The organism is Cryobacterium flavum (genome assembly GCF_900103805.1).
Taxonomy (GTDB): Bacteria; Actinomycetota; Actinomycetes; order Actinomycetales; family Microbacteriaceae; genus Cryobacterium; species Cryobacterium flavum.
The window spans coordinates 252,006-276,978 of record NZ_FNIB01000006.1; the positions used below are offsets into that span (position 1 = coordinate 252,006).

General features: G+C 63.6%; 18 protein-coding genes. 14 read left to right on the forward strand and 4 right to left on the reverse strand.

The annotated features are described in order from the left end of the window. Positions 1 to 4: 4 nt before the first annotated feature. Positions 5 to 796 (reverse strand): CPBP family intramembrane glutamic endopeptidase, encoded by a 792-nt coding sequence (locus BLS91_RS10900; protein ID WP_092340730.1) that lies wholly within the window; start codon positions 794 to 796, stop codon positions 5 to 7. A gap of 322 nt (positions 797 to 1,118) precedes the next feature. On the opposite strand from BLS91_RS10900, the gene BLS91_RS10905 reads away from it, so the two are divergent. From BLS91_RS10905 to BLS91_RS10935, 7 genes are all read left to right on the forward strand, one after another. Beyond that, complete coding sequence (locus tag BLS91_RS10905; protein WP_241983006.1) at positions 1,119 to 2,777, forward strand: peptide ABC transporter substrate-binding protein; 1,659 nt, start codon at positions 1,119 to 1,121, stop codon at positions 2,775 to 2,777. Between the two features lie 143 nt (positions 2,778 to 2,920). Further along, positions 2,921 to 3,850, forward strand: a complete 930-nt coding sequence (locus BLS91_RS10910; RefSeq protein WP_092340732.1) for an ABC transporter permease — start codon at positions 2,921 to 2,923, stop codon at positions 3,848 to 3,850. Beyond that, a complete protein-coding gene (locus BLS91_RS10915) occupies positions 3,840 to 4,787 on the forward strand; it encodes an ABC transporter permease (protein ID WP_092340733.1) in 948 nt (315 codons plus the stop codon). Before BLS91_RS10910 ends, BLS91_RS10915 begins: the two co-directional genes overlap by 11 nt. Beyond that, positions 4,784 to 6,532 (forward strand): ABC transporter ATP-binding protein, encoded by a 1,749-nt coding sequence (locus BLS91_RS10920; RefSeq protein ID WP_092340734.1) that lies wholly within the window; start codon positions 4,784 to 4,786, stop codon positions 6,530 to 6,532. Before BLS91_RS10915 ends, BLS91_RS10920 begins: the two co-directional genes overlap by 4 nt. Positions 6,533 to 6,843: 311 nt before the next feature. After that, a complete protein-coding gene (locus tag BLS91_RS10925; RefSeq protein ID WP_092340735.1) occupies positions 6,844 to 8,631 on the forward strand; it encodes an ABC transporter family substrate-binding protein in 1,788 nt (595 codons plus the stop codon). 137 nt (positions 8,632 to 8,768) lie between these two features. Then, positions 8,769 to 10,301: an ABC transporter permease gene (locus BLS91_RS10930; protein ID WP_092340736.1), complete on the forward strand. Its 1,533-nt coding sequence runs from the start codon at positions 8,769 to 8,771 to the stop codon at positions 10,299 to 10,301. Further along, on the forward strand, positions 10,302 to 11,342 hold the full coding sequence (locus tag BLS91_RS10935; protein WP_092340737.1) for an ABC transporter permease: 1,041 nt from the start codon (positions 10,302 to 10,304) through the stop codon (positions 11,340 to 11,342). It abuts the gene before it with no gap. Between the two features lie 20 nt (positions 11,343 to 11,362). On the opposite strand, the gene BLS91_RS10940 is transcribed toward BLS91_RS10935, so the two are convergent. Continuing rightward, the gene (locus BLS91_RS10940; protein WP_134505149.1) at positions 11,363 to 11,971 is read right to left on the reverse strand and encodes a PH domain-containing protein; all 609 of its coding nucleotides are present in this window, start codon (positions 11,969 to 11,971) and stop codon (positions 11,363 to 11,365) included. Positions 11,972 to 12,021: 50 nt separating this feature from the next. Here BLS91_RS10940 and BLS91_RS10945 point away from each other — a divergent pair, with 50 nt between their 5' ends. From BLS91_RS10945 to BLS91_RS10960, 4 genes are all read left to right on the forward strand, one after another. Next, entirely contained in the window at positions 12,022 to 13,809 is a 1,788-nt protein-coding gene (locus BLS91_RS10945; RefSeq protein ID WP_092340739.1) for an ABC transporter ATP-binding protein, read from the forward strand. Between the two features lie 348 nt (positions 13,810 to 14,157). Further along, positions 14,158 to 15,960 carry an ABC transporter family substrate-binding protein gene (locus tag BLS91_RS10950; RefSeq protein WP_092340740.1) on the forward strand — a complete coding sequence of 601 codons (1,803 nt, stop codon included), beginning with the start codon at positions 14,158 to 14,160 and terminating at the stop codon, positions 15,958 to 15,960. A gap of 97 nt (positions 15,961 to 16,057) precedes the next feature. After that, positions 16,058 to 17,590 carry an ABC transporter permease gene (locus BLS91_RS10955; RefSeq protein WP_092340741.1) on the forward strand — a complete coding sequence of 511 codons (1,533 nt, stop codon included), beginning with the start codon at positions 16,058 to 16,060 and terminating at the stop codon, positions 17,588 to 17,590. Then, positions 17,590 to 18,654, forward strand: coding sequence for an ABC transporter permease (locus BLS91_RS10960; protein ID WP_092340742.1), 1,065 nt, complete (start codon positions 17,590 to 17,592; stop codon positions 18,652 to 18,654). The genes BLS91_RS10955 and BLS91_RS10960 overlap by 1 nt, the downstream gene beginning before the upstream one ends. A 17-nt stretch (positions 18,655 to 18,671) precedes the next feature. On the opposite strand, the gene BLS91_RS10965 is transcribed toward BLS91_RS10960, so the two are convergent. Beyond that, positions 18,672 to 19,280 (reverse strand): PH domain-containing protein, encoded by a 609-nt coding sequence (locus tag BLS91_RS10965; protein ID WP_092340743.1) that lies wholly within the window; start codon positions 19,278 to 19,280, stop codon positions 18,672 to 18,674. A gap of 50 nt (positions 19,281 to 19,330) precedes the next feature. Between BLS91_RS10965 and BLS91_RS10970 the strand changes: the two genes are divergently transcribed. The 3 genes from BLS91_RS10970 (at position 19,331) to BLS91_RS10980 (ending at position 23,645) form a co-directional block, all read left to right on the forward strand. Then, entirely contained in the window at positions 19,331 to 21,037 is a 1,707-nt protein-coding gene (locus BLS91_RS10970; RefSeq protein ID WP_092340744.1) for an ABC transporter ATP-binding protein, read from the forward strand. A gap of 145 nt (positions 21,038 to 21,182) precedes the next feature. Further along, positions 21,183 to 23,093 (forward strand): translational GTPase TypA, encoded by a 1,911-nt coding sequence (typA, locus tag BLS91_RS10975; RefSeq protein ID WP_092340745.1) that lies wholly within the window; start codon positions 21,183 to 21,185, stop codon positions 23,091 to 23,093. A 93-nt stretch (positions 23,094 to 23,186) separates the two neighbouring features. Further along, positions 23,187 to 23,645: a hypothetical protein gene (locus tag BLS91_RS10980; RefSeq protein ID WP_092340746.1), complete on the forward strand. Its 459-nt coding sequence runs from the start codon at positions 23,187 to 23,189 to the stop codon at positions 23,643 to 23,645. A 7-nt stretch (positions 23,646 to 23,652) separates the two neighbouring features. Here the strand turns inward: BLS91_RS10980 and efeB are convergent, their stop codons facing one another. After that, positions 23,653 to 24,960 carry an iron uptake transporter deferrochelatase/peroxidase subunit gene (gene efeB, locus BLS91_RS10985; RefSeq protein ID WP_092340799.1) on the reverse strand — a complete coding sequence of 436 codons (1,308 nt, stop codon included), beginning with the start codon at positions 24,958 to 24,960 and terminating at the stop codon, positions 23,653 to 23,655. Positions 24,961 to 24,973: the final 13 nt, after the last annotated feature.

Sequence of the window (24,973 nt, forward strand, 5' to 3'; positions counted from 1 at the left end):
TATCTCAGCTGGCCGGGGCGAGCAGCCCCGGCCACCAGCCCAGCGCGAGCGGATAGCCGACAAAAGAGAGAATGTCGAGCAGCCAGTGCGTCACCACGAGCGGCATGGTGCGCCCCCAGCGGGTGTAGCACCAGCCGAACACGACGCCCATGGCCACGTTGCCAAAGAATGGTCCGACACCCTGGTAGAGGTGGTAGCTGCCGCGCAGCACGGCCGAGCTCACAATGATGGTCCAGGTCGACCAGCCGAGTTCGCGCAGCCGCGTGAACAGGTAGCCCACCACGATGAGTTCCTCGAGCAGCGCTGCCTTGAGGGCGGCGAAGACGAGAATCGGAATGGTCCACCAAAAGGTATCGAGCGGCGAGGGCACCACGGCCACTGTAAAGCCGAATGCTCGGCCGGCCAGGTAGAGCGCGAGCCCCGGAATGCCGATGACGAGGAGAAGCCCGAAGCCGCCGAGCAGATCCTTGCCCGGTCGGGTGAAGTCGAAGCCGAGGCGGGTGAACGGGCTCTGGCCGGGCCGCCACAGCAGAAACAGCACCAGCGCTACAGCGGCGAGGCCGAACGCAATGCCGAGAAATTGGTAGGTGAAGTCGAGCCACTCTCGTGGCGACTGCGACCCGTTGAGCGTTGCCGACTGGTCGGCGAGGGGGGTCGTATCGGTCAGGCGGGCCACGATCGACACGATCGAGTACACGGCCGAGGCCCCGAGCGAAAGGGCGAGCACGATGCCAATCTCCCAATACAACGGTGAATTACCGAGCCGGGAACGGTGCGGGGCGGATGCTGGCGGCATGGCCCTATCCTGCCACCTCGGCATCCGCAGACGCTCGCGTCGCGATCGCGGGGGAAGCATCCGTTCGAAACCCGCCTCGCAACATATGTGCAAAATGACAGTGTGTGACGCTCAATAGTTGTCAGATAGATTGCGCGTCTGTAACATTTTTCGCCGCATTGCCCAATCTGGGTAAGTAACAAACTAGGGTCGTAACAACCCCCCAACGTTGAGTCGGGTCTTTTGCGGCCAAAATTGGGTTGACTCTACTGGCGCGTGACACGGTCAAGAGCTGTGTCAGGCGCCCTTTTGTGCATTGGAGCAAAAATTGAAAATCAGGAGAATGGGCATTGTCGCCATCGCTCTCGCCTCGACCGGAGCTCTCATGCTCTCGGGCTGCGCGGGCGGCGCAGAGACCTCCGCTGAAGGCAGCGCGATCATCACCACGAACGGCACCGAGCCGCAGATGTCGCTGATCCCCACCAACACCACCGAGGTCGGCGGCGGAAAGATCATCACGTCGATCTTTGCCGGCCTGGTCTCCTACTCGGCCAGCGGTGAAATTCAAAATGAGGTCGCCAAGTCGATCGAGTCCGACGACGCCACCAACTGGACCGTCACGCTCAACGATGACTGGACTTTCACCAACGACGAGCCGGTCACCGCGCAGTCGTTCGTCGACGCCTGGAACTATGGTGCCCTCTTCGATAACGCACAGGGGTCCTCTTACTTCTTCGACAACATCGTCGGTTTCTCCGACGTGCAAAACTCCATGGACGACCCCTCCGGCGCGGTCGGCGAAGATGGAGCCCCGCTGCAGGTTGGCGATCCGCTAACCGACGGCATGTCCGGCTTGAAGGTCGTTGACGACACCACGTTCACCGTGGAACTCGCTGGCACCGAGGCCGACTGGCCGCTGCGCCTCGGCTACTCCGCCTACTCGCCGCTGCCCTCCGTGGCCTTCGAGGATATGGACGCCTTCGGTCAGAACCCGATCGGTAACGGCCCGTACATGCTCGCCAGCGCGGATGCCTGGCAGCACGACGTGCAGATCGACCTCGTCACCAACCCGAATTACGCGGGCGTGCGCACCCCGAAGAATGACGGTTTGACCATCATCTTCTTCGCCTCTTTCGACGCCGGCTACGCTGCCGTGCAGGGCGGCGACCTCGACGTGCTCGACCAGATCCCCGAATCCGCACTGGCGAGCTACGAATCCGATTTTCCGGACACGTTCGTGAACGAGCCGGCCGCGGTTTTCCAGGCGTTCAACATGCCGTACTACCTCGAGCACTGGTCCGGCGAGGAGGGCAAGCTGCGTCGTGCAGCCCTCTCTATGGCAATTGACCGCGCCGAGATCACCGATGTTGTCTTCCAGGGCACCCGCACCCCGGCCACCGACTTCACCTCCCCGGTCATCGCCGGCTACTCCGACTCCCTCAAGGGTTCCGAAGTACTCGAGTACAACCCGGAAGAGGCCGTCGCACTCTGGGCTGAGGCCGACGCGATCTCTCCCTACACCGGCACCTTCGACATCGCCTACAATTCCGACGGGCCGCACCAGGCCTGGGTCGACGCAGTCGTGAACAGCGTCAAGAACACGCTCGGCATCGACGCGGTTGGCAAGCCCTACCCGACCTTCGCGGCCGCAATCGATGACCGCGACACCCAGGCGTTGACCGGCGGCACCCGCGCCGGCTGGCAGGCCGACTACCCGTCGCTGTACAACTTCCTCGCGCCGCTGTACAAGACCGGTGCCGGCTCGAACTACGAGGGCTACAGCAGCGAGGCATTCGACACGCTCCTCACCGACGGCGCCGCGGCGTCGAGTGTTGAAGAGGCCACGGCCAAGTACGTCGAAGCACAGGAAGTTCTGCTGCAGGACCTCCCGACCATCCCGCTGTGGTACCAGAACACCTCCGGTGTTTGGTCTGACACGGTGAGCAACGTTGAGTTCGGCTGGGATTCTGTGCCGCTCTACCACGAGATCACCAAGAACTAACCATTCGTTCCTAGTACGTCGTTACGAGAGGCCCGGGGTCATGCCCGGGCCTCTCGAGTTCCACTTAATGATTGCGACTTTTTCATGCACTCGACTTCTCCCGTGCCGACCAGCACCGTGTCAACTGCGCCGACGGGTAGCTGATGCTCTGGTATACCGGCAAGCGCCTGCTCCAGATGATCCCCGTGTTCTTCGGCGCCACTTTCTTGATCTACTTCATGGTGTTCTCCCTGCCCGGAGACCCCATCGCTGCCCTCTATGGCGAGCGGCCCCCGTCGCCCGCCGTCATCGCACAGATTCGTTCCGAATACAACCTCGACAAGCCGTTCATCATGCAGTACCTGCTCTACATCGGTAACTTCTTTCAGGGTGACCTCGGCACCACGTACTCCGGTCGCTCCGTCTCGGACGTCATGGCTTCTGCCTTTCCGATCACGGCACGACTGGCCATGCTCGCCCTCGCCTTCGAAGCCCTCTTCGGCATCCTGGTCGGCCTCGTGGCAGGTCTCCGCAAGGGCAAGCTGTTTGACGCGAGCGCCCTCGTGGTGAGCCTGCTGCTGATCAGCGTGCCGACCTTTGTGATCGGCTTCGTGCTGCAATTCGTGTTCGGTGTTCAGCTCGGCTGGGCTCGCACCACGGTGAGTGGGGCGGCACCGCTCGACGAACTGATTTTGCCAGCGCTGGTGCTGGCATCCGTTTCGTTTGCCTATATTGTGCGGCTCACCCGGGCGAGCGTGTCGGACAATCTTAACGCCGACTTTGTGCGCACCGCTACGGCCAAGGGCCTCTCCCGACCCCGCGTCGTTACCGTGCATGTGCTGCGCAACTCGCTGGTTCCCGTGGTGACCTTTCTCGGCGTTGACATTGGCTCGCTCATGGTCGGTGCCATCGTCACAGAGGGCATCTTCAATATCAACGGGGTCGGTGGCACCGTCTTTAAGGCCATTCGCCTCGGCGAAGGACCGACAGTGGTGTCGTTCATCGCCGTGATGGTCGTGATCTTCGTACTCGCCAACCTGCTCGTCGATCTGCTGTACGCAGCTCTGGACCCAAGGATCCGTTATGCCAAGTAAGAATCAGGGCGCGCAGCCGCACTTCGTTGCAGCGCTCGAAGACACCCCCCTCGTGGCCATCGACCGCCTCGATGAGACCGCGAAAGCGCGCAGTACTTGGGCGGATGCCTGGGACGCGATGCGACGCCGGCCCAGCTTCTGGATTTCGTCCGGACTCATCCTGCTGATTGTGCTTGTTGCGTTGGTCCCCACCTTGTTCGCCTCGGTATCGCCGACGCAGTGCCAGTTGTCGGACAGTAACGGGGTGCCGCAGTCCGGGCATCCGCTCGGATTTACCTTTCAGGGCTGCGATGTCTACGCGCGGATTATTTTCGGCACGAGTGCCTCGGTGACCGTCGGCATGCTGGCTGCCGCCATCGTTACCCTGTTCGGTCTCATCGTCGGTGCCCTCGCTGGCTACTACGGCGGTTTCCTCGACGCCGTCGTCTCGCGCATCGGCGACATTTTCTTCGCCGTTCCGACCGTGCTCGGCGCCATCGTGCTGCTCTCGGTATTGCCAGACCGCACCCCGGTCGTGATCGCCCTCGTCATCTCGATCTTCGCCTGGCCGCAGGTCGCCCGCATCATGCGCGGCGCCGTGTTGACCGCGCGAAACTCGGACTATGTCGTGGCCTCGGTCGCGCTCGGTGTCTCGAAGTTCAAGATTTTGCTGCGGCACGTCGTTCCCAACGCCATCGCCCCCGTGATCGTCATCGCGACGGTCTCCCTCGGCACGTTCATCGTTGCGGAGGCCACGCTTTCGTTCCTGGGCATCGGCCTCGGCCCCGGCACCATGTCGTGGGGCCGCGATATCGGCGAAGCACAGACGACCATCCGCACGAGCCCGCAGGTTCTGCTGTACCCCTCGATCGCGCTGTCTCTAACCGTGCTGGCTTTTCTCATGCTCGGTGACGTGCTGCGCGACGCGCTCGACCCCCAGGCGAGGGCACGCCGATGACTCAGTTAGCGACCGAAACCGTGAATCAAATTTCGTCCACCGACTCCGCACCGCTCTTGGAGATCAAGAACCTCGAGGTCGGGTTCCGCACTCAGCGCGGTGTCGTGCCCGCCGTGCGCGGCGTGAGCCTTACGCTCTTCCCCGGCCAGACTCTCGCGATCGTGGGGGAGTCCGGCTCGGGCAAGACCACGACCGCGCAGGCCATCATCAAGCTGCTGGCCGGCACCGGCCAGGTGACCGGCGGACAGATTTTGTTTGAGGGCCGGGACCTGACCACCCTGAACGCCGCCGAGATGCAGGCCGTGCGCGGTCGTCAAATCGGTTACGTTCCGCAGGACCCGATGAGCAACCTCAACCCGGTCTGGAACATTGGGTTTCAGGTGTCCGAAGCCATCAAGGCTAATAGCGGCCTCCGTGGCAAGCCACTGAAGGCGCGCACCATCGAAGTGCTGCAGGAGGCCGGCCTGGCGGATGCCGCCGACCGGCTCAAGCAGTACCCGCACCAGTTCTCCGGCGGCATGCGTCAGCGCGTGCTCATCGGCATTGGGCTCTCGGCCCGGCCGAAGCTGCTCATCGCCGACGAGCCCACGAGCGCGCTCGACGTCACCGTGCAGCGTCAGATTCTCGATCACCTCGCGACCCTCACCCGGGATTACGGCACGAGCGTGCTGTTCATTACGCACGACCTCGGTCTCGCCGCCGAGCGGGCCGAACAGCTCGTGGTGATGTACAAGGGCAAGGTCGTCGAATCGGGGCCGTCGCAGGAGATTTTGGCCAACCCGCAGCACCCGTACACCCAACGCCTCGTCGCTGCGGCTCCCAGCCTCGCCTCACGACGCATTCAGGCCAAGAAGAATCAGGATGCCCCGACGTCCGAAATCTTCTCGGCCGGCGGTACCGATACGGCGCTGATCGCCCGCGCCACCGAACGAGAGCTGGCGGCGACCGGCAAGGACCTCATCTCGGTCGAGGGCATCACCAAGATGTACCGCATCCGTAAGTCGGGGCTGAAATATGACGAACTCCTCGCCGTGAACGACGTGTCGTTCGGGGTCAAGAAGGGCACCACCACGGCGATCGTGGGGGAGTCCGGGTCGGGCAAGTCCACCGTGGCCAAGCTCATTCTGCAGCTGGAAGGCCTCACCAGCGGGCGGATTGAATTCGAGGGACGCGACGTTGCCGGGCTCAAGGGCCGCCAGTTGCTGAACTTTCGCCGCCGGGTGCAGCCGGTGTTCCAGGATCCGTACGGCTCACTCGACCCGCAGTACAACGTGGGGAACACCATTGCGGAGCCGCTGCTGGCGCACAAGGTTGGCACCAAAAAGGAACGCCAGAAGCGCGTGCTGGAGCTGCTCGACCAGGTCTCGCTGCCGGCCTCGACGCAGTTTCGCTACCCGAGCGAGCTCTCCGGCGGCCAACGCCAGCGCATTGCCATTGCGCGGGCCCTGGCGCTCAAGCCCGATGTACTCGTGCTCGACGAGGCCGTCTCCGCGCTTGACGTGCTCGTGCAGGGGCAGATCCTGAACCTGCTCACCGAACTGCAGACCGAGCTGGGGCTGACCTACCTGTTCATCACCCACGACCTCGCGGTGGTGCGTCTCGTTGCCGACAACGTCTGCGTCATGCAGAAGGGGCGCATCGTTGAGGCGGCGTCGACCGATGACGTGTTCGACAGCCCCCGCGAGCTGTACACGCAAGAGTTGCTTGCTGCCATTCCTGGTGGCGACTTCGAGTTCGGTCGCTAACCTGCGTTCAACACACAGGCCCGACCGGTAATACTGGTCGGGCCTGTGTGGTTTAACCGCCGTCACGTGCGCTGGTCGGTGGCGCATTCAGTGGTCTGGCCTGCTGAAACGGTGCAAACATTGCGCGCGGCCGCAACAAACGCAGTAATTGTGCACAATGCGCCCCCGGAACGAAAATAAATGGTGATATTTGGTAACGGTTCGGGTACTTATTGAGCGAAGCCGAGGTTTTCTCTCTATGGTCATATTTATCCGCGCTCGACCTGCGGCCAAATCGCCGTGGTCGACGATCACTTCGCCCAGGAGGAATCTTGTCCATCAGAGGAAAACTGTTCAGGAAGAGTCTCAGTGGGGTCGCCGTTCTTGGCGTCGCCGCCCTTGCCCTGACCGCATGCACCACATCCGGCAGCACCACCACGAATACGGATGCCGCGGCCAGCGGCGGCACGGTCACGGTCGCGGTGGTCAACGACTTCACGTCGTTCAATAACCAGACCCCCCAGTCGAACCTCGACACCAACGGCCAGGTCGGTTACCTCATGGGTAACTACGGCTCCGCCTTCTCCTACATCGATAAAGACTTCAAGATCGTGCACGAAGACAAGTTCGGCACCTTCGAAAAAACCAGCGACGACCCGCAGACGGTCACCTATACGCTGAATCCCGGCAACAAGTGGTCGGACGGTGAGCCCGTCACGGCCGACGACATGGTTCTAGCCTGGGCGACCGGTGCCGGCTATTACAACAGCTCAACCACCGACCCCGACAGCGGCGACGTGGTCTCTGGCACCCAATACTTCGAGATCGCCGCGAGCACCGCAGGCCTCGACACGACCGCCTTCCCCACGGTGAGCGATGACAACCTGTCGATGACCCTGGTCTACGGCACCCCCTACGTGGACTGGGAGCTGGTCAACCCGATCGGCCAGCCGGCCCACATCGTGGCCAAGAAGGCCGGACTCAGCTCCGCCGCCGACCTGACCGCCCTGATGAAGAGCCTGCCCAAGGGTGACCCGGCCAACCCGGCTGCGGCCGACCCCACGCTGAAGGCCGCCGCCGACTTCGTGAACACCGGCTACGACGTGACCGCGTTCCCCACCGACCCCGACCTGCTCGTCTCAAGCGGCCCGATGGTGCCGACCGGCTGGACCCCCGGCCAGTCCTTCACCATGGAGCGCAACAAGTACTACGTGGGTGGCATGATTCCCAAGATCGACAAGATGATCCTGCGCGTCATTCCGGACGCCAACGCCCAGGTCACCGCCCTGCAAAACGGCGAGGTCGACATCATCAACCCGCAGGCATCCGCTGATACGCTCACCGCTCTGGAGAATACCGGAGCCGACGTACTGACCGGAGACCAGGTGTCGTATGACCACCTCGACCTGCGCTTCGACCAGCCGGTCTTCGCTGACATCAAGGTGCGCCAGGCGTTCCTGAAGACCATCCCGCGTCAGCAGATCCTCGATTCCATTGTGACGCCGGTCAACCCCGACGCCAAGGTGCTCAACTCGCAGATCTGGGTTCCCGCCAACGAACCGTACGCAGATTCCGTCGCCAACAACGGCTCGAAGGACTATGCCGATGTGGACATCGAGGGCGCCAAGGCCCTGCTGGCCGGCGCCACCCCCTCGGTGCGTATTTTGTACAACACCAACAACCCGAACCGGGTCGATGAGTTCCAAGCCATCCAGGAATCGGCCGCCAAGGCCGGCATCACCGTCGTTGACGCTGGGTCTCCGGACTGGAGCAGCCTGCTCTCGGGCGGCGACTATGACGCTTCACTATTCGGCTGGATCAGCCCCGGTGTCGGCTCGGCCGGCATCTCGCAGATCTTCTCGACCGACGGTGGTGGAAACTACAACCACTACACGGGAACGAATGACGACGCGATTGCGACCCAGACCACTCTGGATCCCGACAAGTTGATCGCCCTGGAAAAGAAGATGGACAAGCAGATGTTCGCGGACGCTTACGGCCTGCCGCTCTTCCAGCTGCCCGGTGTGTTCGGTGTCGCCAAGCGCGTGAGCGGTGTGGAGTACATGGGTAACCAGACCGGTCCGTTCTGGAACTTCTGGGAATGGTCCGTCAGTAAGTAGCGAGGTCGAAAGACGCGGCTTGATCGCGCAGTTGGGCTCCTGGGTTCGCCCAGGAGCCCAACTGGCGGGTCGGGTGGCATCCGTTTTCTTGTCGTACCCGAGGTACGAACCAACTCCTACAGTGAGGTAGCCCCGGCATGGTGAGCTTCATCCTGAGACGAATTCTCGTTTCCATACTCATCCTGATCGCCGCATCGTTTCTGATGTACGTCATGGTGGGCTACTCGGCCGATCCGCTTCAGGACCTCACGAGCAGTAATTCGCCCAATAAGCAGCAACTCATCAATGCCCGCGTCTCGCTCCTCGACCTTGACGTTCCGCCGCCCCTGCGCTGGGTGCTCTGGCTCGGGGGCGTGGCCAAGTGCGCCATTCCCTTCGCCAACGCCTGCGACCTCGGCTCGACCGTCTCCAAGGCGCAGGTCGTCGATATTCTGCCCAACGCCCTGGCCGCAACGGTGCAGCTCGTGACGTTCGCGCTCGTGCTGGCCATTCTGCTCGGCGTCACGATCGGCATCATCACCGCCCTCCGCCAATACAGCGGCCTCGACAATACGGTCACCTTCGTCAGCTTCTTTCTGTACTCGCTGCCCGCCTTTCTGGTGGCCGTGCTCCTAAAAGAATTCGTCGCCATCGGCTTCAATGACTTTCTGCGCGACCCGGTGATCGGTAGCGTCGCGCTCGTGGTCATCGGCCTCGTCATCGGCGCCATCTGGCAGTCGCTCCTCGGCGGTGACGGGCGGCGTCGCCTCGTGGTGTTCCTCGTGTCAGGTCTGGCGACCAGCGGTGTTCTGCTGCTGATGAGTGCGACCGGGTGGTTCATGCACCCCGGGCTCGGAGCGATCCCGATCATTGTGCTGGTCGCCGCGATCGCCCTCGGCTCGGCCACTCTGCTGGCCGGGCTGCGCAACCGTCGGGCCCTCATCACGGCGGGGATCAACGCCGCGATCGCCATTGTGGCGTACTTCACCCTGCAGCCCCTGTTCGACATCTCGAGCGCCGGCACGCTGTTCATTCTCGCGCTCGCCACCGCTGTCGTGGGCCTGGTCAGTGGTTTCCTCGCCGGCGGCTACGACCGCGGTCAGAACATGCGCGTCGGCCTCATCACGGCCTTGCTCTCGGGCGCCGTCGTGCTACTGGACCGGTTCATGCAGTCCTGGGGCGATCTGCTCACCGCCACCAACGGACGCCCGATCGCGACGGTGGGCTCGAAGACCCCGGGGTTGAGCGGCGATGTCTGGCTGGGCGGGCTTGACGCCTTCGCCCACCTCACCCTGCCGACCATCGCGCTGCTGCTGATCTCCTTCGCCGGGTACACCCGGTATTCCCGCGCCGGCATGCTCGAGGTGCTCAGCCTCGACTACATTCGCACCGCCCGCGCCAAGGGGCTGCCCGAGCGCACCGTGATCGTGCGCCACGCCTTTCGCAACATGCTCATTCCGCTCACCACCCTGGTGGCCTTCGACGTCGGCGCCCTGCTCGGTGGCGCGATCATCACCGAGAAGGTCTTCGCCATCCCCGGGATGGGCAGCCTGTTCAATGCGGGACTCCAGCGCGGTGACCTCAACCCGGTGATGGGCTATTTCCTGATCGTGGCCGCCATGGCGATCACCTTCAATTTTCTGGCCGACATGGCCTATGCCGGGCTCGACCCCAGAGTGAGGATCCGCTAGATGTCCACACCAATTGGCTTGGGGCCGACCCCGCCCGAGATCCCCGCCGACGAACTCGCCGTCGCGAGCGCGATCCCCGAAAGTCAGGGACGCCTGATCTGGCGTCGCTTCGTCGGCAACAAGGTGGCCGTCGCCTCCGTCTTCATCCTCCTGCTCATCATCCTGTTTTCCTTCTCCGCCATCGGCATCGGCCCGATCCCCGGCTGGTGGCAGTACGGGTACAAAGCGCTCAACCCGCAGGTGAACGGCGGCAACCCCACCCTCTCGCTGGTGCCACAGTTTCTCGGCGGCAACGGTATTTCGCTGGGCGAGCATCCGTTCGGCCAGGACCGCATCGGCAAGGACTACTTCGCCATGACCATGCGCGGCATTCAGAACTCCGCGCTGGTCATGGTGGTTCTCGGCCTCATCGCGACCGTCGTGGGCGTGGTGGTCGGGGCCATCGCCGGCTACTACCGCGGCACCGTCGACGCCATTCTCATGCGGGTCACCGACGTCTTCATCGTGATTCCCGCCCTCGTGATCGGCTCCGTCGTGGGCCACTGGTTCGGCGCTCTCGGCGCCCCGGTACTGGCGATCATGCTCGGCTTCTTCTCCTGGATGGGCATCGCCCGCCTGGTGCGCGGCGAATTCCTGTCGCTGCGGGAACGCGAGTTCGTCGAGGCCGCCCGGGTCGCCGGGGCGAGCGACATGCGCATCATCTTCAAGCACATCCTGCCCAACGCCATGGGTGTCGTCATCGTGTCGGCGACGCTCATCATGGCCTCGGCCATTCTGCTCGAGACGGCGCTGAGTTATCTCGGCTACGGCATTCGCTCTCCCGATGTGTCGCTGGGTCTGCTGATCAGCTCGAATCAGTCGGCGTTCCAGACCCGGCCGTGGCTGTTCTGGTGGCCCGGCGCGTTCATCGTGTCGCTCGCGCTGCTGGTGAACTTCGTCGGCGACGGCCTGCGCGACGCCTTCGACCCGCGTCACCGCCGGTTCAAGCTCAGCAAAATGCGCGAAACCCGGCCCGAACCGGAGCTGGAGGCGCAGCCGTGACCCCGCTAGGCCAGCAGGCTTTAGGCCAGCAGAATTGCGACAACGGATGCCACGGCGCCCGCCGCCAGCACGCCAGCCCGACCCCAGGCCCACACGACCACCACCGGCGTCTGCGCGGCGAGCCCGCCGTCGATCAGACCGCTTCGCTGCAGGGCGTCCCAGCGTGCGCGCACCAGTTGCGCCGCCTCGCCGGATTCACTCCCGGGCAGGTCGCCGGGGCGTGGGGAGCTGCTGACGTAGGGCACCGGGTCTGTGCTCTTGCGGCGCCCGGAGCTGGTCAGGCTGCGGCCGGGGGCCGGAGCGCAATACACCGCGAACTTGCGCCCCGGCGTGTAGAGCGTGAGCGCGAACTTGGTGTCGACGTGCACGAGCGCCGCCCACGGCACCACGATGGTGCGCAGCGGATTGCGAATGGTCACGGCCGTGTCGCTGACGCGCAGGTCGGGGCGCCACAGTACCTCCCAGACGAACAGAACCACGAACAGTGCCGGAACGACCAGCCACCGGTTCGACAAAGTCGGGAGCAGAAACACGCTCACCGCGCTAGCGGCGGCAACGCTCGCGAACACGGCGGCGATGATGCGGTTGAACCGCGAGTAGAAGAGATTCGGGTCGGCAGCGACGGGCATGCAGCCATGCTGCCAGAAATTGAACTCACCCACAGCGAAAGCAGGACTTCATGACCGACCAGGTGACGACCACATTCTCCGGCCCCGTACTGCAGGTCACCGACCTCACCGTGCACTTCGGCGTCGATAACGTCTGGGTACCGGCCGCCCTCAAATTGAACTATTCGATCGAGCGGGGCAAGGTGCTCGCCATCGTCGGCGAGTCCGGCTCTGGCAAGAGCGCGAGTTCCATGGCCATCCTCGATCTGCTCCCCGACAACAGCCGCATCTCCGGAAGCGTCAAGCTCAGCGGCCGGGAACTCATGGGCCTGAAGCCGGCGCAGATGCACAAGGTGCGCGGTGGCCAGATCGCCATGATCTTCCAGGAGCCGATGACGGCGCTCAATCCGGTCTACACGATTGGGTTCCAGATCATTGAAACCCTGCGAGCCCACTTCGGCATGTCACCCTCGCAGGCCAAGACACGCGCGCTCGAGCTGCTCGACATGGTCGAGCTGCCCGATCCGCTCAAGGCCTTCAACTCCTACCCGCACCAGTTGAGCGGCGGGCAGCGCCAGCGGGCCATGATCGCCCAGTCCATCTCCTGCGACCCGCAACTGCTCATCGCCGACGAACCTACGACCGCCCTCGACGTGACGGTGCAGGCCGAGATCCTCGACCTGCTGCGGAGCCTGCGCGACCGACTCGACAGCGCCATCCTCTTGATCACCCACGACATGGGCGTGGTCGCCGACCTCGCCGATGACATCGCCGTCATGCGCCGCGGTGTCATCGTGGAGCGCGGCACGGTCGACCAGATCTTCAACGAACCCACCCATCCATACACGATCGCCCTGCTACAGGCGGTTCCGCACCTGGGCCAGCGTGGTGACGAAGCGATCGACATGACCGCGGCGCTCGCCATCGGCACCGACATCGTGGTGGATGCGGTGCTCGCCGCCCGCATCGAGGTCAACGAGCGACTGGCGAATGAGGCGGCCAGTGCTGCCCGCAACGACAGCCGCGAAGTGGTCGTCAAATTCGACGATGTCGTCATCGAGTACCCCAAGCACGGTCGCGTCGCTGCCTTTCGTGCCGTCGACAAGGTCAACCTGTACGTGCGGCAGGGAGAGGTGCTCGGGCTCGTGGGGGAGTCGGGCTCCGGCAAGACCACCCTCGGACGCGCCGCCATCGCACTGCTGCCGATCACCGAGGGCTCATTACACGTGGCCGGCCATGACATCTCCAAGGCCAGCCGGGAGGAGATCCACCGGCTGCACAAGAGCGTCGGCATCGTCTTCCAAGACCCGTCCTCCTCGCTCAACCCACGGATGCCCATCGGTGAGAGTATCGGGGAACCCCTCAAACTGGCGAAGGGGTTGAAGGGTGCCGCGCTCAGCGCAGAGGTGGAGCGACTGCTCGACAGCGTTGAGCTGCCCCGCGCCTACCGCAGCCGCTTTCCGCACGAGCTCTCCGGTGGCCAGAAGCAGCGCGTGGGCATCGCCCGCGCGCTCTCGCTTGAACCCAAGGTGCTCATCGCCGATGAGCCGACCAGCGCGCTCGACGTGTCGGTGCAGGCCCGGGTGCTCGAGCTGATTCAGGGCTTGCAGAAGCAGATGAACTTTGCCTGCCTGTTCATCACACATGACCTCGCCGTCATCGATGTACTCGCCGATCGCATCGCGGTCATGCACCACGGTCGCATCGTGGAAACGGGCACGCGCGATGAGATTTTGCGCTATCCGAAAGACCCCTATACCCAGCGTCTGTTGGCGGCCGTGCCGATTCCGGACCCCAACGAGCAGCGTGCCCGGCGCGAGCTGCGCCGAGAATTGTTGGCCGCCGGTATCGACGACTAGGCGAATTACCGAGCCATCCCAGATTCTGCGACAGATTCCCGTCTTGTTGCAGAGCCTGCAACATAGCGCGTGCCGCTCGTCGATGTCGACGACCTGCGCGCTAAACGTGCGCCCATCCTAGCTGAGCACGTCTAATTTCGGGCTGCACTTTTGAGCAATATGCAGCTAATTCACCCCTATATTGAGCAATACTCATGCTATTTGGGCAATTGCGTTACCAGTGTGTAACGTTTCGCTACTTTACCGTCGGGCGTCCTTCCCCCGACCTAGGGTCGAATCACCACCATGGCGGCGGCGTGACAAGAAATTACGCCGTCGCCATTTGCACACGATCGCACAGGAGGAACAATGAGATTCAGACGTATCGGGGCAGTAATTGCCGCGGTTGGCGCCGCAACGCTCGTCTTATCCGGCTGCTCGGCCCCCACGGCCGAGTCCGGGCTCGATGAGGGAACGAGTGTCGACGTCGCGTGGAACCAGCCGTTCTTCTCGTACAACGGCTTGACGTCGTTCGGCAACGCCACAGCGAACAACAACATCACGTACATGACGAACGACTGGTTCAACTACTACGACAACACGCCGGAGTTGAAGCAGAACGAGTCGTACGGCAGCTACGAGCTGGTGTCGGAAGACCCTCTCACTGTCAAGTACACCCTCGCTGACGACGTTAAGTGGTCAGATGGAACCGCAGTGGATGCGTCCGACCTTCTCCTGAGCTGGGCCGCCAACTCACGCGCGCTCGACACCCCAGACTTCGACTCCAATGATTTCGTCGACCCGGACACCGGTGAGTTCACCGACGCGTTCCCGGACGACGTCGTCTACTTCGACTCCGGTGCGCAGGCCGACTCCGGCCTCGGACTCGTGCACGACGTGCCAGAGATCAGCGACGACAACCGCTCGATGACCATGGTCTATTCGGCGCCCTACGTCGACTGGGAACTCGCCCTCTACGCCCCGCTCCCGGCGCACGTGGTCGCGAAGAACGCCCTCGGCCTCGACGACAATGAGGAAGCCAAGACCGCTCTCGTCACTGCCATTCAGGACAACGACACCGCGTCGCTCGCCAAGATTTCTTCCTTCTGGAACTCCGGCTTCAACTTCACCTCGCTGCCGGACGACCCCGAACTGTATGTGGGGACCGGCCCGTACACGATCTCAGCTTTCGTGGCCGATCAGTACATCACTATGAAGGCCAACCCGGAATACACCGGCGAGAACAAGCCGTCAATCGAAGAGGTCACCGTGCGCTTCATCACGGACCCGCTCGCATCCGTTCAGGCTCTCGAAAACGGTGACGTCGATGTCATCTCTCCCCAGTCCACGTCTGACCTCGTCACCGCGCTCGACGCGCTCGACAAGGTCACCGTGCTCAAGGGGGCAGAAGGTACATACGAGCATATCGACCTGCAGTTCGACCAGGGCAAGAGCGGCGTCTTCAATGACCCGCTGGTGCGCGAAGCCTTCATGAAGGTCGTTCCCCGCCAGGAGATCCTCGACAAGCTGATCAAGCCCATCGTCGGTGACGACGCAACCCTGCGCGGTTCACAGATGATCGTTCCCGGTGCCGAAGGCTACGACGATTCCATCGCCGGCAACAGCTCGGCCGACTACGCCGAGGTCGACGTGGAGGGTGCCAAGGCACTCATCGCCCAGTCCGGTGCGACCAACCTCGACGTGACATTGCTCTACGCATCGACGAACCCGCGTCGTGTCAATGAGTTCGCGCTGATCCAGGCCAGTGCAGCCCTCGCCGGCTTCAATGTGCTCGATGGCGGCAGCGCCGAGTGGGGCGGAATTCTTGGCACCCCCGGTGCCTACGATGCTTCCCTGTTCGGATGGCAGTCGACCAGTCTCGGCGTCTCGAGCGCCGGACCGAACTTCGAAACCGGTGGCATCAACAACCACAACTTCTTCTCCAACGCCGAAGCCGACGCTGTGATCAAGAAGCTCAACGTTGAGTTCGACCCCGCGACGCAGATCGAGCTTCAGCAGGAGATCGACAAGATCCTGTGGGAGAACTTCTACGGTGTGACCATCTTCCAGTTCCCCGGAGTGACGGCATTCAATGACAGCGTCACGGGCATCGACCCGTCGATTCTGGCGCCGACTATCTTCTGGAACATCTGGGATTGGAAGCTCGCCTAACCACGAGAATTTCTCGTTGGTTTGACGTGCTTTTGAGGCGCTGGGACCACTCGGTCCCAGCGCCTTCCACCCGACTATAGGCAGGTAGCCACCGCTCATGGCTTCATTTGTATTCCGGCGCCTCATTGCCGCCGTCATCGTTCTTCTCGCAGCCACCTTTTTGATGTACATGTTGGTCGCCCTCTCTGGCGACCCGCTCAAGGAACTCCGCGAGAGCAGTGCACCCAACAAGCTCGAACTGATGGCGTCGTTGAGCCAGAGGCTCAACCTCGACGTCCCCCCCTTCTTTCGCTACTTCTTGTGGCTCGGCGGCGTTGGTCAATGTTTCGTCGGCGCCTGTGATTTCGGTGTCAACGTTCAAGGCCTTCCCGTCGTCGTCCTGCTTCAGCAGGCCATGGGATCAACACTGCAGTTGGTCACCGGCGCCCAGATCATCGCCATCATCGTCGGTCTGATCGTTGGTATCACCACGGCGCTCCGCCAGTACAGCGGCTACGACTACACCATCACCTTTGCTTCGTTCCTGTTCTTCTCCCTGCCCATCTTTTGGGTGGCAGTGCTGCTCAAGCAATACATCGCCATCGGGTTCAATAACTGGTTGGCCGATCCCCTCATCGGAATACCGGTCATGATCGGTATGTCGATCGTGTCGGGACTGCTCTGGATGTCGCTCCTCGGCGGTGCCGCGCGGCGCCGCTGGATCACCCTCGGGGTAGCGACCGCCTCGACCCTGGCTTTGCTGGCCTACTTCGAGATGTCCGGCTGGTTCACCACGCCGAGCGTGGGCATCGTCGGTGTTTCAGTTACCGCCATCGCCGCAGCCCTCGGCGTCACGGCCGTCTCGGTCGGCCTCAAAGACAAGAACGCCCTGCGTGGCGCTCTCGCCACCGCCGCCCTGGGAATCGCCCTGTACTACCCGATGACCTATTTCGTTTTCCGGAGCATGTCGCTTCCGCTGTTCTTCGCCCTCGCTCTCGGCGCGGTCGTTGCCGGCGGTGCCATTGGCTACTTCCTTGGCGGCCGCGATCGCTGGCAGTCCGCGCGCACCTCGGCCATCGTCGCCGTAATCATCGGTGCGGTGATCGCCATCGACGGCCATCTGCTGTATTGGAACGACTACATCAATTCCAGCCGGGTCAACGGCCGGCCGGTGGCGACCATCGGCTCCGTCACGCCGAACCTCGGCGGAAATTTCTGGATTCAGGGCATCGACACCTTCACCCACCTGCTGTTGCCGACCATCGCGATCATTCTGATCTCCTTCGCCAGCCTTACCCGCTACACGCGGGCGAGCATGCTCGAGGTGATGAACCAGGACTATATCCGCACGGCCAGGTCCAAGGGACTCACCCAGCGCACTGTCGTGGTGCGCCACGCCCTGCGCAACGCCCTCATTCCGATCGCGACGGTGATCGCACTTGATATCGGAGCACTCATCGGCGGAGCGGTGATCACCGAGTCCGTGTTCGGATGGAGCGGCATGGGCCGACTGTTCCAAAACGGTATCGACCACGTTGATCCGAACCCGGTGATGGCGTTCTTCGTCGTGACCGGTCTCCTCGCCGTGATCTTCAACCTGCTCGCCGACCTGCTGTATGCGTCCCTCGACCCGAGAATCAGGGTGTCCTAATGACCGATTCCACGCCCTCCCTGCACGTGCAGCCAGGCCCGCCCGACGAGACCTCGATTGAGCAACGCGAAACGGTCGGGCTCAGCCAGGGCCAGATCGTTCGCAAACGCTTCTTTCACCACAAGGGTGCCGTTGTCTCGATCTTCGTTCTCGCCTTTGTGATCGTGCTCGCGTTCAGCTCGGTCGGCCTCCACGTCTGGGGTCTGAACACGGCCGGCTGGTGGCCCTGGCACTGGAACGCCACGCCGCCGCTGGTCAACCGCGGATTTCCGACCCTGAACCTGATTCCGGGTCCCGGTTTCGGCATCGGGCCGCACCCCTTCGGCCAGGACGAGATCGGCAAGGATATCTTTGCCCTCGTCATGCGCGGCACGCAGCAATCCATCATGATCATGGTGCTGGTCGGACTGGTCGGAACCGGAATGGGCGTTCTGATCGGCTCTCTGGCCGGCTTCTACCGCGGAATCGGCGATGCCCTCCTCATGCGCTTCACCGACGTGATCATCACCATCCCGTTCATCGTGGTGGGTGCGGTGATCGGCCGCTCGGTCGGAGCTGCCGGTCTCGGAGCTGCCATTCTGGGCCTTGCCCTGGGGCTCTTCGCCTGGACCGGGCTGGCCCGGCTGGTGCGTGGGGAATTCCTGTCCCTGCGCGAACGCGAGTTCATCGACGCAGCCAGGGTCTCCGGGGCGAGTGACGCCCGCATCATCTTCAAGCACATCCTGCCCAACGCGGTCGGTGTGATCATCGTGAGCGCCACCCTTCTCATGGCCGGAGCCATCCTCGCTGAAACCGCGCTGAGCTTTCTGGGCTACGGCGTGCGCAATCCCGACACGTCGCTCGGCCTGATCGTGGCCCAGAACGTGGCCGCGTTCGCGACCCGCCCCTGGCTGTTCTGGTGGCCGGGTGTGTTCATCATCGTCATCGCCCTCACCGTGAACTTCATCGGTGACGGTCTGCGCGACGCCTTCGACCCGCGTCAGAAGAAGATGCCGTCCGCGAAGGCGCTGCTGAAAGCGGATGCCCGTCGGGCGCGCGCCGCGCGCGCCTCCAGCACGGTCTAGCGCTCATGTTTCGGGTTCTACAGAACGAGACCGAGTATCGAGGCGGCGAGCAGTCCGGCGAGTACCGCGATGGTGACCCGGTGGGTGGTCACGCGGAGGGCATCCGGATCGATGGCGGTTCCATCCAGGTGTCCGGCGTCCCGCAGCTGTTCCCATCGTTGCCGCAACACAAAGGCGACCTGTCCGGATGCGGTCGTCACCGAGTCTCCCGGCCGAACACTTCGGCCGGCCCCATAGGCGGAATCGCCGAGGTTCGTCACATCGGAGCGCTCGATCGCGATCGCACCGCGGATGCCGGGGCTCGGCGCCGCCCAGACCGGAATTCGCCGCTCGGCGGTGAACAGGGTCAGGGTGTAGCGGGTGTCGATTCGCTGCACGTGCGGCCACGGCACGAAAAATGTGCGGAACACGTTGACGACCGTGATGCCGTGTTGCTCAATCACAATGTGCGGCTGCCAGAACAAAGCTCCGGCTACTGCGGCGAAGAACAGCAGCAGCGGCACGGTGCGTACCAGATTCTCCAGGTCGTTCGCCAACACCAGGCCGATGCACCCCGCCAGGCACAGCACGGCAACAACGCCGGCCAGAACGCGGCCAAAAACAGGACGAAATGTGAAGATCGACATAGGTCCATTTTCACAGACGACGCGCTCGACACAGACAGGACCCCCCTTTCATGAGTAACGAAGCAACCATTTCGACCGGCGACGGCTCTACTTCTCGGCCCGTCACCGAGGCCGTACTCGAGGTCGCCGATCTCAATGTGGATTTCTGGGTCGAGGGGGAGCTCTACCCGGCGGCCATCAACATGAACTACCAGGTGCGCCGCGGCGAGGTGCTCGCCATCGTGGGGGAGTCGGGCTCGGGCAAGAGTACCGGGACCATGGCGCTGCTCGGACTCCTGCCGCAAAACGCACGCACGACCGGGTCGATCAAACTCCTCGGTAAAGAGATCTGCGGCATCCCCGAGTCGGAAATTCGCAAGGTGCGCGGCAACGACGTCGCAACCATCTTTCAGGAGCCGATGACGGCCCTCAATCCGGTCTACACGGTGGGCTTCCAGATTGTAGAAGCCCTGCGCTCGCACTTCGACCTCTCTCCGCACGAGGCCAAAGCTCGCGCCATCGAACTGCTGACGCTCGTCGAAATGCCCAACCCCACGCTGTCGTTCGACAAGTATCCGCACCAGCTGTCCGGCGGACAACGGCAGCGGGCCATGATCGCCCAGTCGATTTCGTGTGACCCGGTCTTGCTGGTTGCCGACGAGCCGACGACCGCGCTCGACGTCACCGTGCAGGCCGAAATTCTCGACCTGCTGCGCAATCTGCACACGCGGCTCGACAGCGCCATCATCCTGATCACCCACGACATGGGCGTTGTTGCCGATCTGGCCGACTGGGTCATGGTCATGAAGAACGGGCTCACGGTCGAGGCCGGGCCCATCGACGACATCTTCAATCGTCCCCAGCATCCGTACACGCAGCAATTGCTCGCCGCGGTGCCGCACCTCGGTCGCGGCATAGAAACGGTCGCCCGGGAACAGGTGGCTCACCCGGTCGGGGGCAAACCGGTCCTCGATTTTCAGAATGTCTCCATCGACTATCCAAAGCGTGGGCGTATTCCCGCGTTCCGGGCCGCCGATTCCATCGACTTTCAAATTTTCCCCGGGGAGATCGTCGGCCTGGTCGGCGAGTCTGGTTCGGGCAAGACAACGCTCGGACGCGCCGCCGTCGGACTGCTCCCAATCGCCGACGGCACGCTCATCTCCTGCGGGATCGACATCTCGCACGCGAAAATGCGCGACCTGCGACCCCTGCGCCGCAAGGCGGGCATCGTCTTTCAGGACCCGGCGTCATCGCTGAACCCGCGGATGCCGATTGGAGAATCGATCGGGGAACCCCTCTATCTGTCCGGCGAGGCGCGTGGCGCCGACCTCGACAAGCGTGTTCAAACGCTCTTGGAACAGGTTGAACTCCCGACGAGCTACCGCAACCGCTTTCCGCACGAGTTGTCCGGGGGGCAGAAACAGCGGGTCGGCATTGCGCGCGCGCTCGCCCTGCATCCGGACCTGTTGGTTGCCGACGAACCGACCAGTGCGCTGGACGTCTCGGTGCAGGCTCGTTTTCTCGATCTGTTGCACGAGCTTCAGGAACGGCTCGGCTTCGCCTGCCTGTTCATCAGTCACGACCTCGCGGTGGTCGACGCTCTCGCCCACCGGATTGCGGTGATGCACACCGGCAGCCTGGTGGAGCAGGGCACGAGCGATGAGATCCTGCGTGCGCCGAAGGATCCATACACGCAGCGACTGATCAGCGCGGTTCCGGTGCCGGACCCGGTGGAACAGCGCATCCGCCGGGAGGCTCGTCAGGCCGCCAAGGGGTAAGAGGAACGGGACGCGCGCCACTCCCACCGATCCGGTGGCGTGGATACGGTAGGATAGTACTTTGGGTCACATTATGACCCCTGGTATCCATTCTTCGTCGCGCGCGAGACTCTGCGGCACTCATTCTTCGTAAGGATCTATTTTTATGGCGATTGCTACACGCAATAACCTCCGAAATGTTGCAATCGTCGCTCACGTTGACCACGGTAAGACGACGCTGGTTGACGCGATGCTCAAGCAGACCGACTCCTTCGCTGACCACTCTCACGTTGAAGAGCGCGCGATGGACTCGAACGAACTCGAGCGCGAAAAAGGCATCACGATTCTCGCCAAGAACACGGCGGTTTCGTACAAGGGCATCCACGCCACCGACGGTCCCATCACCATCAACGTGATCGACACCCCGGGCCACGCTGACTTCGGTGGCGAGGTCGAGCGCGGACTGTCCATGGTTGACGGCGTTGTTCTCCTCGTTGACGCATCAGAGGGCCCGCTGCCGCAGACCCGTTTCGTGCTTCGCAAGGCGCTCGAAGCCAAGCTCCCCGTCATCCTGCTGGTCAACAAGACCGACCGTCCCGACGCGCGCATCGACGAGGTTGTGGCCGAGAGCCAGGACCTGCTCATCGGCCTCGCGAGCGACATGGCCGACGACTTTCCCGACCTCGACCTCGACGCCGTGCTCGACGTGCCCGTCGTCTACGCGTCCGGCCGTAACGGTGCCGCCAGCTGGAACAAGCCCGAAGACGGCACGCTGCCCGACAACGACGACCTCGAGCCGCTGTTCGACGCCATCCTCAAGCACATCCCGGCACCGACCTACGATGACACGCACCCGCTTCAGGCGCACGTCACCAACCTCGACGCCTCGCCGTTCCTCGGTCGCCTCGCGCTGCTGCGCATCTTCCAGGGCACCATCAAGAAGGGCCAGACCGTGGCCTGGGTGCAGCAGGACGGCACCGTCACCAATGTGAAGATCACCGAGTTGCTGATCACCAAGGCGCTGGACCGCTACCCGACCGAGAGCGCCGGCCCCGGCGACATCGTTGCCGTTGCCGGTATCGAGAACATCACCATCGGTGAGACCCTCGCCGACCCCGACGACGTTCGCCCGTTGCCGACCATCACGGTCGACGACCCGGCCATCTCGATGACCATCGGCACCAACACCTCGCCGCTCATGGGCAAGGTCAAGGGCCACAAGCTCACCGCCCGCATGGTCAAGGACCGCCTCGACCGTGAGCTGGTCGGTAACGTCTCGCTCAAGGTCGTCGACATCGGACGCCCGGATGCTTGGGAGGTGCAGGGTCGTGGAGAACTGGCCCTCGCCATCCTGGTCGAGCAGATGCGCCGCGAAGGCTTCGAGCTCACCGTCGGCAAGCCGCAGGTAGTTGTGAAGCGCGTCGACGGCAAGGTGCACGAGCCGTTCGAACACCTCACCATTGACGCGCCCGAGGAATACCTCGGCGCCATCACGCAGCTGCTCGCCGCTCGCAAGGGTCGCATGGAGAACATGGCCAACCACGGCACCGGCTGGGTTCGCATGGAATTCATCGTTCCGTCGCGCGGCCTGATCGGCTTCCGCACGCAGTTCCTCACCGACACGCGCGGTACCGGTATCGCCAACGCGATCCTGCACGGCTACGAGCCCTGGGCGGGCACCATCAACACCCGTACGAACGGTTCCATCGTGGCCGACCGAAGCGGCGCGGTCACCCCGTTCGCGATCATCAACCTGCAGGAGCGCATGTCGTTCTTCGTGCAGCCGACCAGCGAGGTGTACGAAGGCATGGTCATCGGCGAGAACTCGCGCGCCGACGACATGGACGTGAACATCACCAAGGAAAAGAAACTGACCAACATGCGTCAGTCCAGCTCCGACACGTTCGAGTCGATGACACCGCCCAAGCAGCTGTCGCTCGAGCAGTGCCTCGAATTCGCCCGTGAAGACGAGTGCGTCGAGGTCACCCCGGCCGCCGTGCGTATTCGCAAGGTAGAGCTGACGGCATCCGCTCGCTCGCGTCAGGTTTCGCGCGTGAAGAAGATGGACGCGAACTAACCCTTCGCACCACGATGCCCTCTCGGTTCGCCGAGGGGGCATTGTTGCGTGCGGAGGCCGCATTAGAATTCAGACGAACTTGAAGGACTTGACATGACTATTTCCTCCCGTAGCCGCCGCCTCGTGCTTGCGCTCATGATCGCCGCCACCCTGCCCGCGCTGGCGGCCTGTTCGATCGGCGACACCGTGCAGCAGACCGTGAACGGGGTCGTGCAGGATGCGACCGGGGGCGACGTCAGCCTCGATGGCTCGCTCCCGAAAGACTGGCCGGCCGAAGTGCCGCTCATCGACGGCGAGGTTCTGTTCGCCACCGGCGGCATCGGCGAGGGCGAGGTCGGTGGTTGGGTCGTCACGATCAAGGCAACGTCGGCCACGCCGATCGAGGATGCCCGGGCGCAGCTTCTCGCTGCCGGGTTCAGCGTGGCTGTAGGTGTTCCGGGTGCCGACTCCGAAGTGGTGACCGTGACGAACGCGACCTACGGCGTCGTAGTCGCGGGGAACGCCGATGGCATTTTGTACACGGTGACGCCGCTGCCTGACGCGCTGAAGTAATCGCGCGTTATGCGAAGAGGGCGGACCCGACGTAGGCTCCGTCGGCGGCTCCGGCCGGAACCACGAACAACGCACTCCCGACGTGGCGAATGTACTCGTTGAGCGCATCGTGCTTGGCGAGGTTCAGCTGCACGGTCGTGAACTGGGCCGGCGAACGCTGGAAGCTGATGAAGAACAGCCCGGCCTCGAGGCGGCCGAGGTCATCGTTGCCGTCGACGAAGTTGTAGCCCCGGCGCAGCAGCTTCATACCCTTGTTCTGCATGGGATGCGCGAGCCGCATGTGGGCAGCGGCGCCGATGAGTGGCTGGTTTTCCCGACCGGCGATCGTGAAATCGGGCTCGCTGAACTCGGTTCCACCGGAGAGCGGTGCGCCGGCACCTTTGGTGCGGCCGAACACCGTTTCCTGCTCACTGAGAATGGTGCGATCCCAGGTTTCAATGGTCATGCGGATGCGCCGCGCCACCAGGTAGGAGCCGCCGGCCAGCCAGGCCGGCCCGTCGGAGGACGACACCCAGACCTGGTCGTTGACCACGTCGGGCTGCTCGGCCTTGATGTTGGCGGTGCCGTCCTTGAATCCGAACAGGTTGCGCGGGGTGGCCTGGGCCGTCGAGGTCGACGACGTGCGCCCGAAGCCGAGCTGCGACCAGCGCAGGGCTGCCCGCCCGAAGGCGATGCGGGACAGGTTGCGAATGGCGTGCACGGCCACCTGCGGGTCATTGGAGCAGGCCTGGATGCACAGGTCGCCGTCACTTCGGCCGGCATCGAGGTCGTCGCCGGGAAAGTGCGGCAGCGGCGTGAGGTCTGCGGGGCGGCGGGCCGCAATGCCGAAGCGATCGACGCCATCCGCTGTTTCAAATAGGGTCGGGCCGAAGCCGAACGTGATGGTGAGGCCAGCCGTGGGCAGTCCCTGGGCCTCGCCGGTGTCTTCGGGCGGGGCGTCGTAGGGGCCGCTGACGGCGCCGTACTCGCCGATATCCTGGCCGGCGGTCATGGCGGCGGCGGCGATGGTCCAGTCCTGTAGCAGCTCGATCAGCTCCGCCCGCGTCGTGCCGGCCGAGACGTCGAACGCGGCGAAGTGCAGGCGATCCTGCGCGGGCGTGACGATGCCGGCCTGATGGCTGCCGTAAAACGGGTAGACCGCCGAAGCGGATGCCGCCCCCGGCGACGCAGACGCCGCCAGCGCCACCCGGTCCCCGGCTGCCCCCAGCCCGATGCCGGCCACGCTGGCCCCGGCGAGGCCGAGCAGACCGCGCCGGGACAGGCCGCGGGCTGGCACGGCCAGATCGGCGGACCCGGTGCGCTTATCGCGTTTCACGGTGCGCTTCGCG

Coding starts and splice junctions, on each gene's coding strand:
- BLS91_RS10935 (WP_092340737.1), top strand. CDS start 10,302: ATGTCCACACCAATTGGCTTGGGGCCGACCCCGCCCGAGATCCCCGCC.
- BLS91_RS10960 (WP_092340742.1), top strand. CDS start 17,590: ATGACCGATTCCACGCCCTCCCTGCACGTGCAGCCAGGCCCGCCCGAC.
- BLS91_RS10970 (WP_092340744.1), top strand. CDS start 19,331: ATGAGTAACGAAGCAACCATTTCGACCGGCGACGGCTCTACTTCTCGG.
- BLS91_RS10905 (WP_241983006.1), top strand. CDS start 1,119: ATGGGCATTGTCGCCATCGCTCTCGCCTCGACCGGAGCTCTCATGCTC.
- BLS91_RS10910 (WP_092340732.1), top strand. CDS start 2,921: ATGCTCTGGTATACCGGCAAGCGCCTGCTCCAGATGATCCCCGTGTTC.
- BLS91_RS10930 (WP_092340736.1), top strand. CDS start 8,769: ATGGTGAGCTTCATCCTGAGACGAATTCTCGTTTCCATACTCATCCTG.
- BLS91_RS10950 (WP_092340740.1), top strand. CDS start 14,158: ATGAGATTCAGACGTATCGGGGCAGTAATTGCCGCGGTTGGCGCCGCA.
- BLS91_RS10940 (WP_134505149.1), bottom strand. CDS start 11,971: ATGCCCGTCGCTGCCGACCCGAATCTCTTCTACTCGCGGTTCAACCGC.
- BLS91_RS10980 (WP_092340746.1), top strand. CDS start 23,187: ATGACTATTTCCTCCCGTAGCCGCCGCCTCGTGCTTGCGCTCATGATC.
- BLS91_RS10945 (WP_092340739.1), top strand. CDS start 12,022: ATGACCGACCAGGTGACGACCACATTCTCCGGCCCCGTACTGCAGGTC.
- BLS91_RS10955 (WP_092340741.1), top strand. CDS start 16,058: ATGGCTTCATTTGTATTCCGGCGCCTCATTGCCGCCGTCATCGTTCTT.
- BLS91_RS10920 (WP_092340734.1), top strand. CDS start 4,784: ATGACTCAGTTAGCGACCGAAACCGTGAATCAAATTTCGTCCACCGAC.
- typA (WP_092340745.1), top strand. CDS start 21,183: ATGGCGATTGCTACACGCAATAACCTCCGAAATGTTGCAATCGTCGCT.
- BLS91_RS10915 (WP_092340733.1), top strand. CDS start 3,840: ATGCCAAGTAAGAATCAGGGCGCGCAGCCGCACTTCGTTGCAGCGCTC.
- BLS91_RS10965 (WP_092340743.1), bottom strand. CDS start 19,280: ATGTCGATCTTCACATTTCGTCCTGTTTTTGGCCGCGTTCTGGCCGGC.
- BLS91_RS10900 (WP_092340730.1), bottom strand. CDS start 796: ATGCCGCCAGCATCCGCCCCGCACCGTTCCCGGCTCGGTAATTCACCG.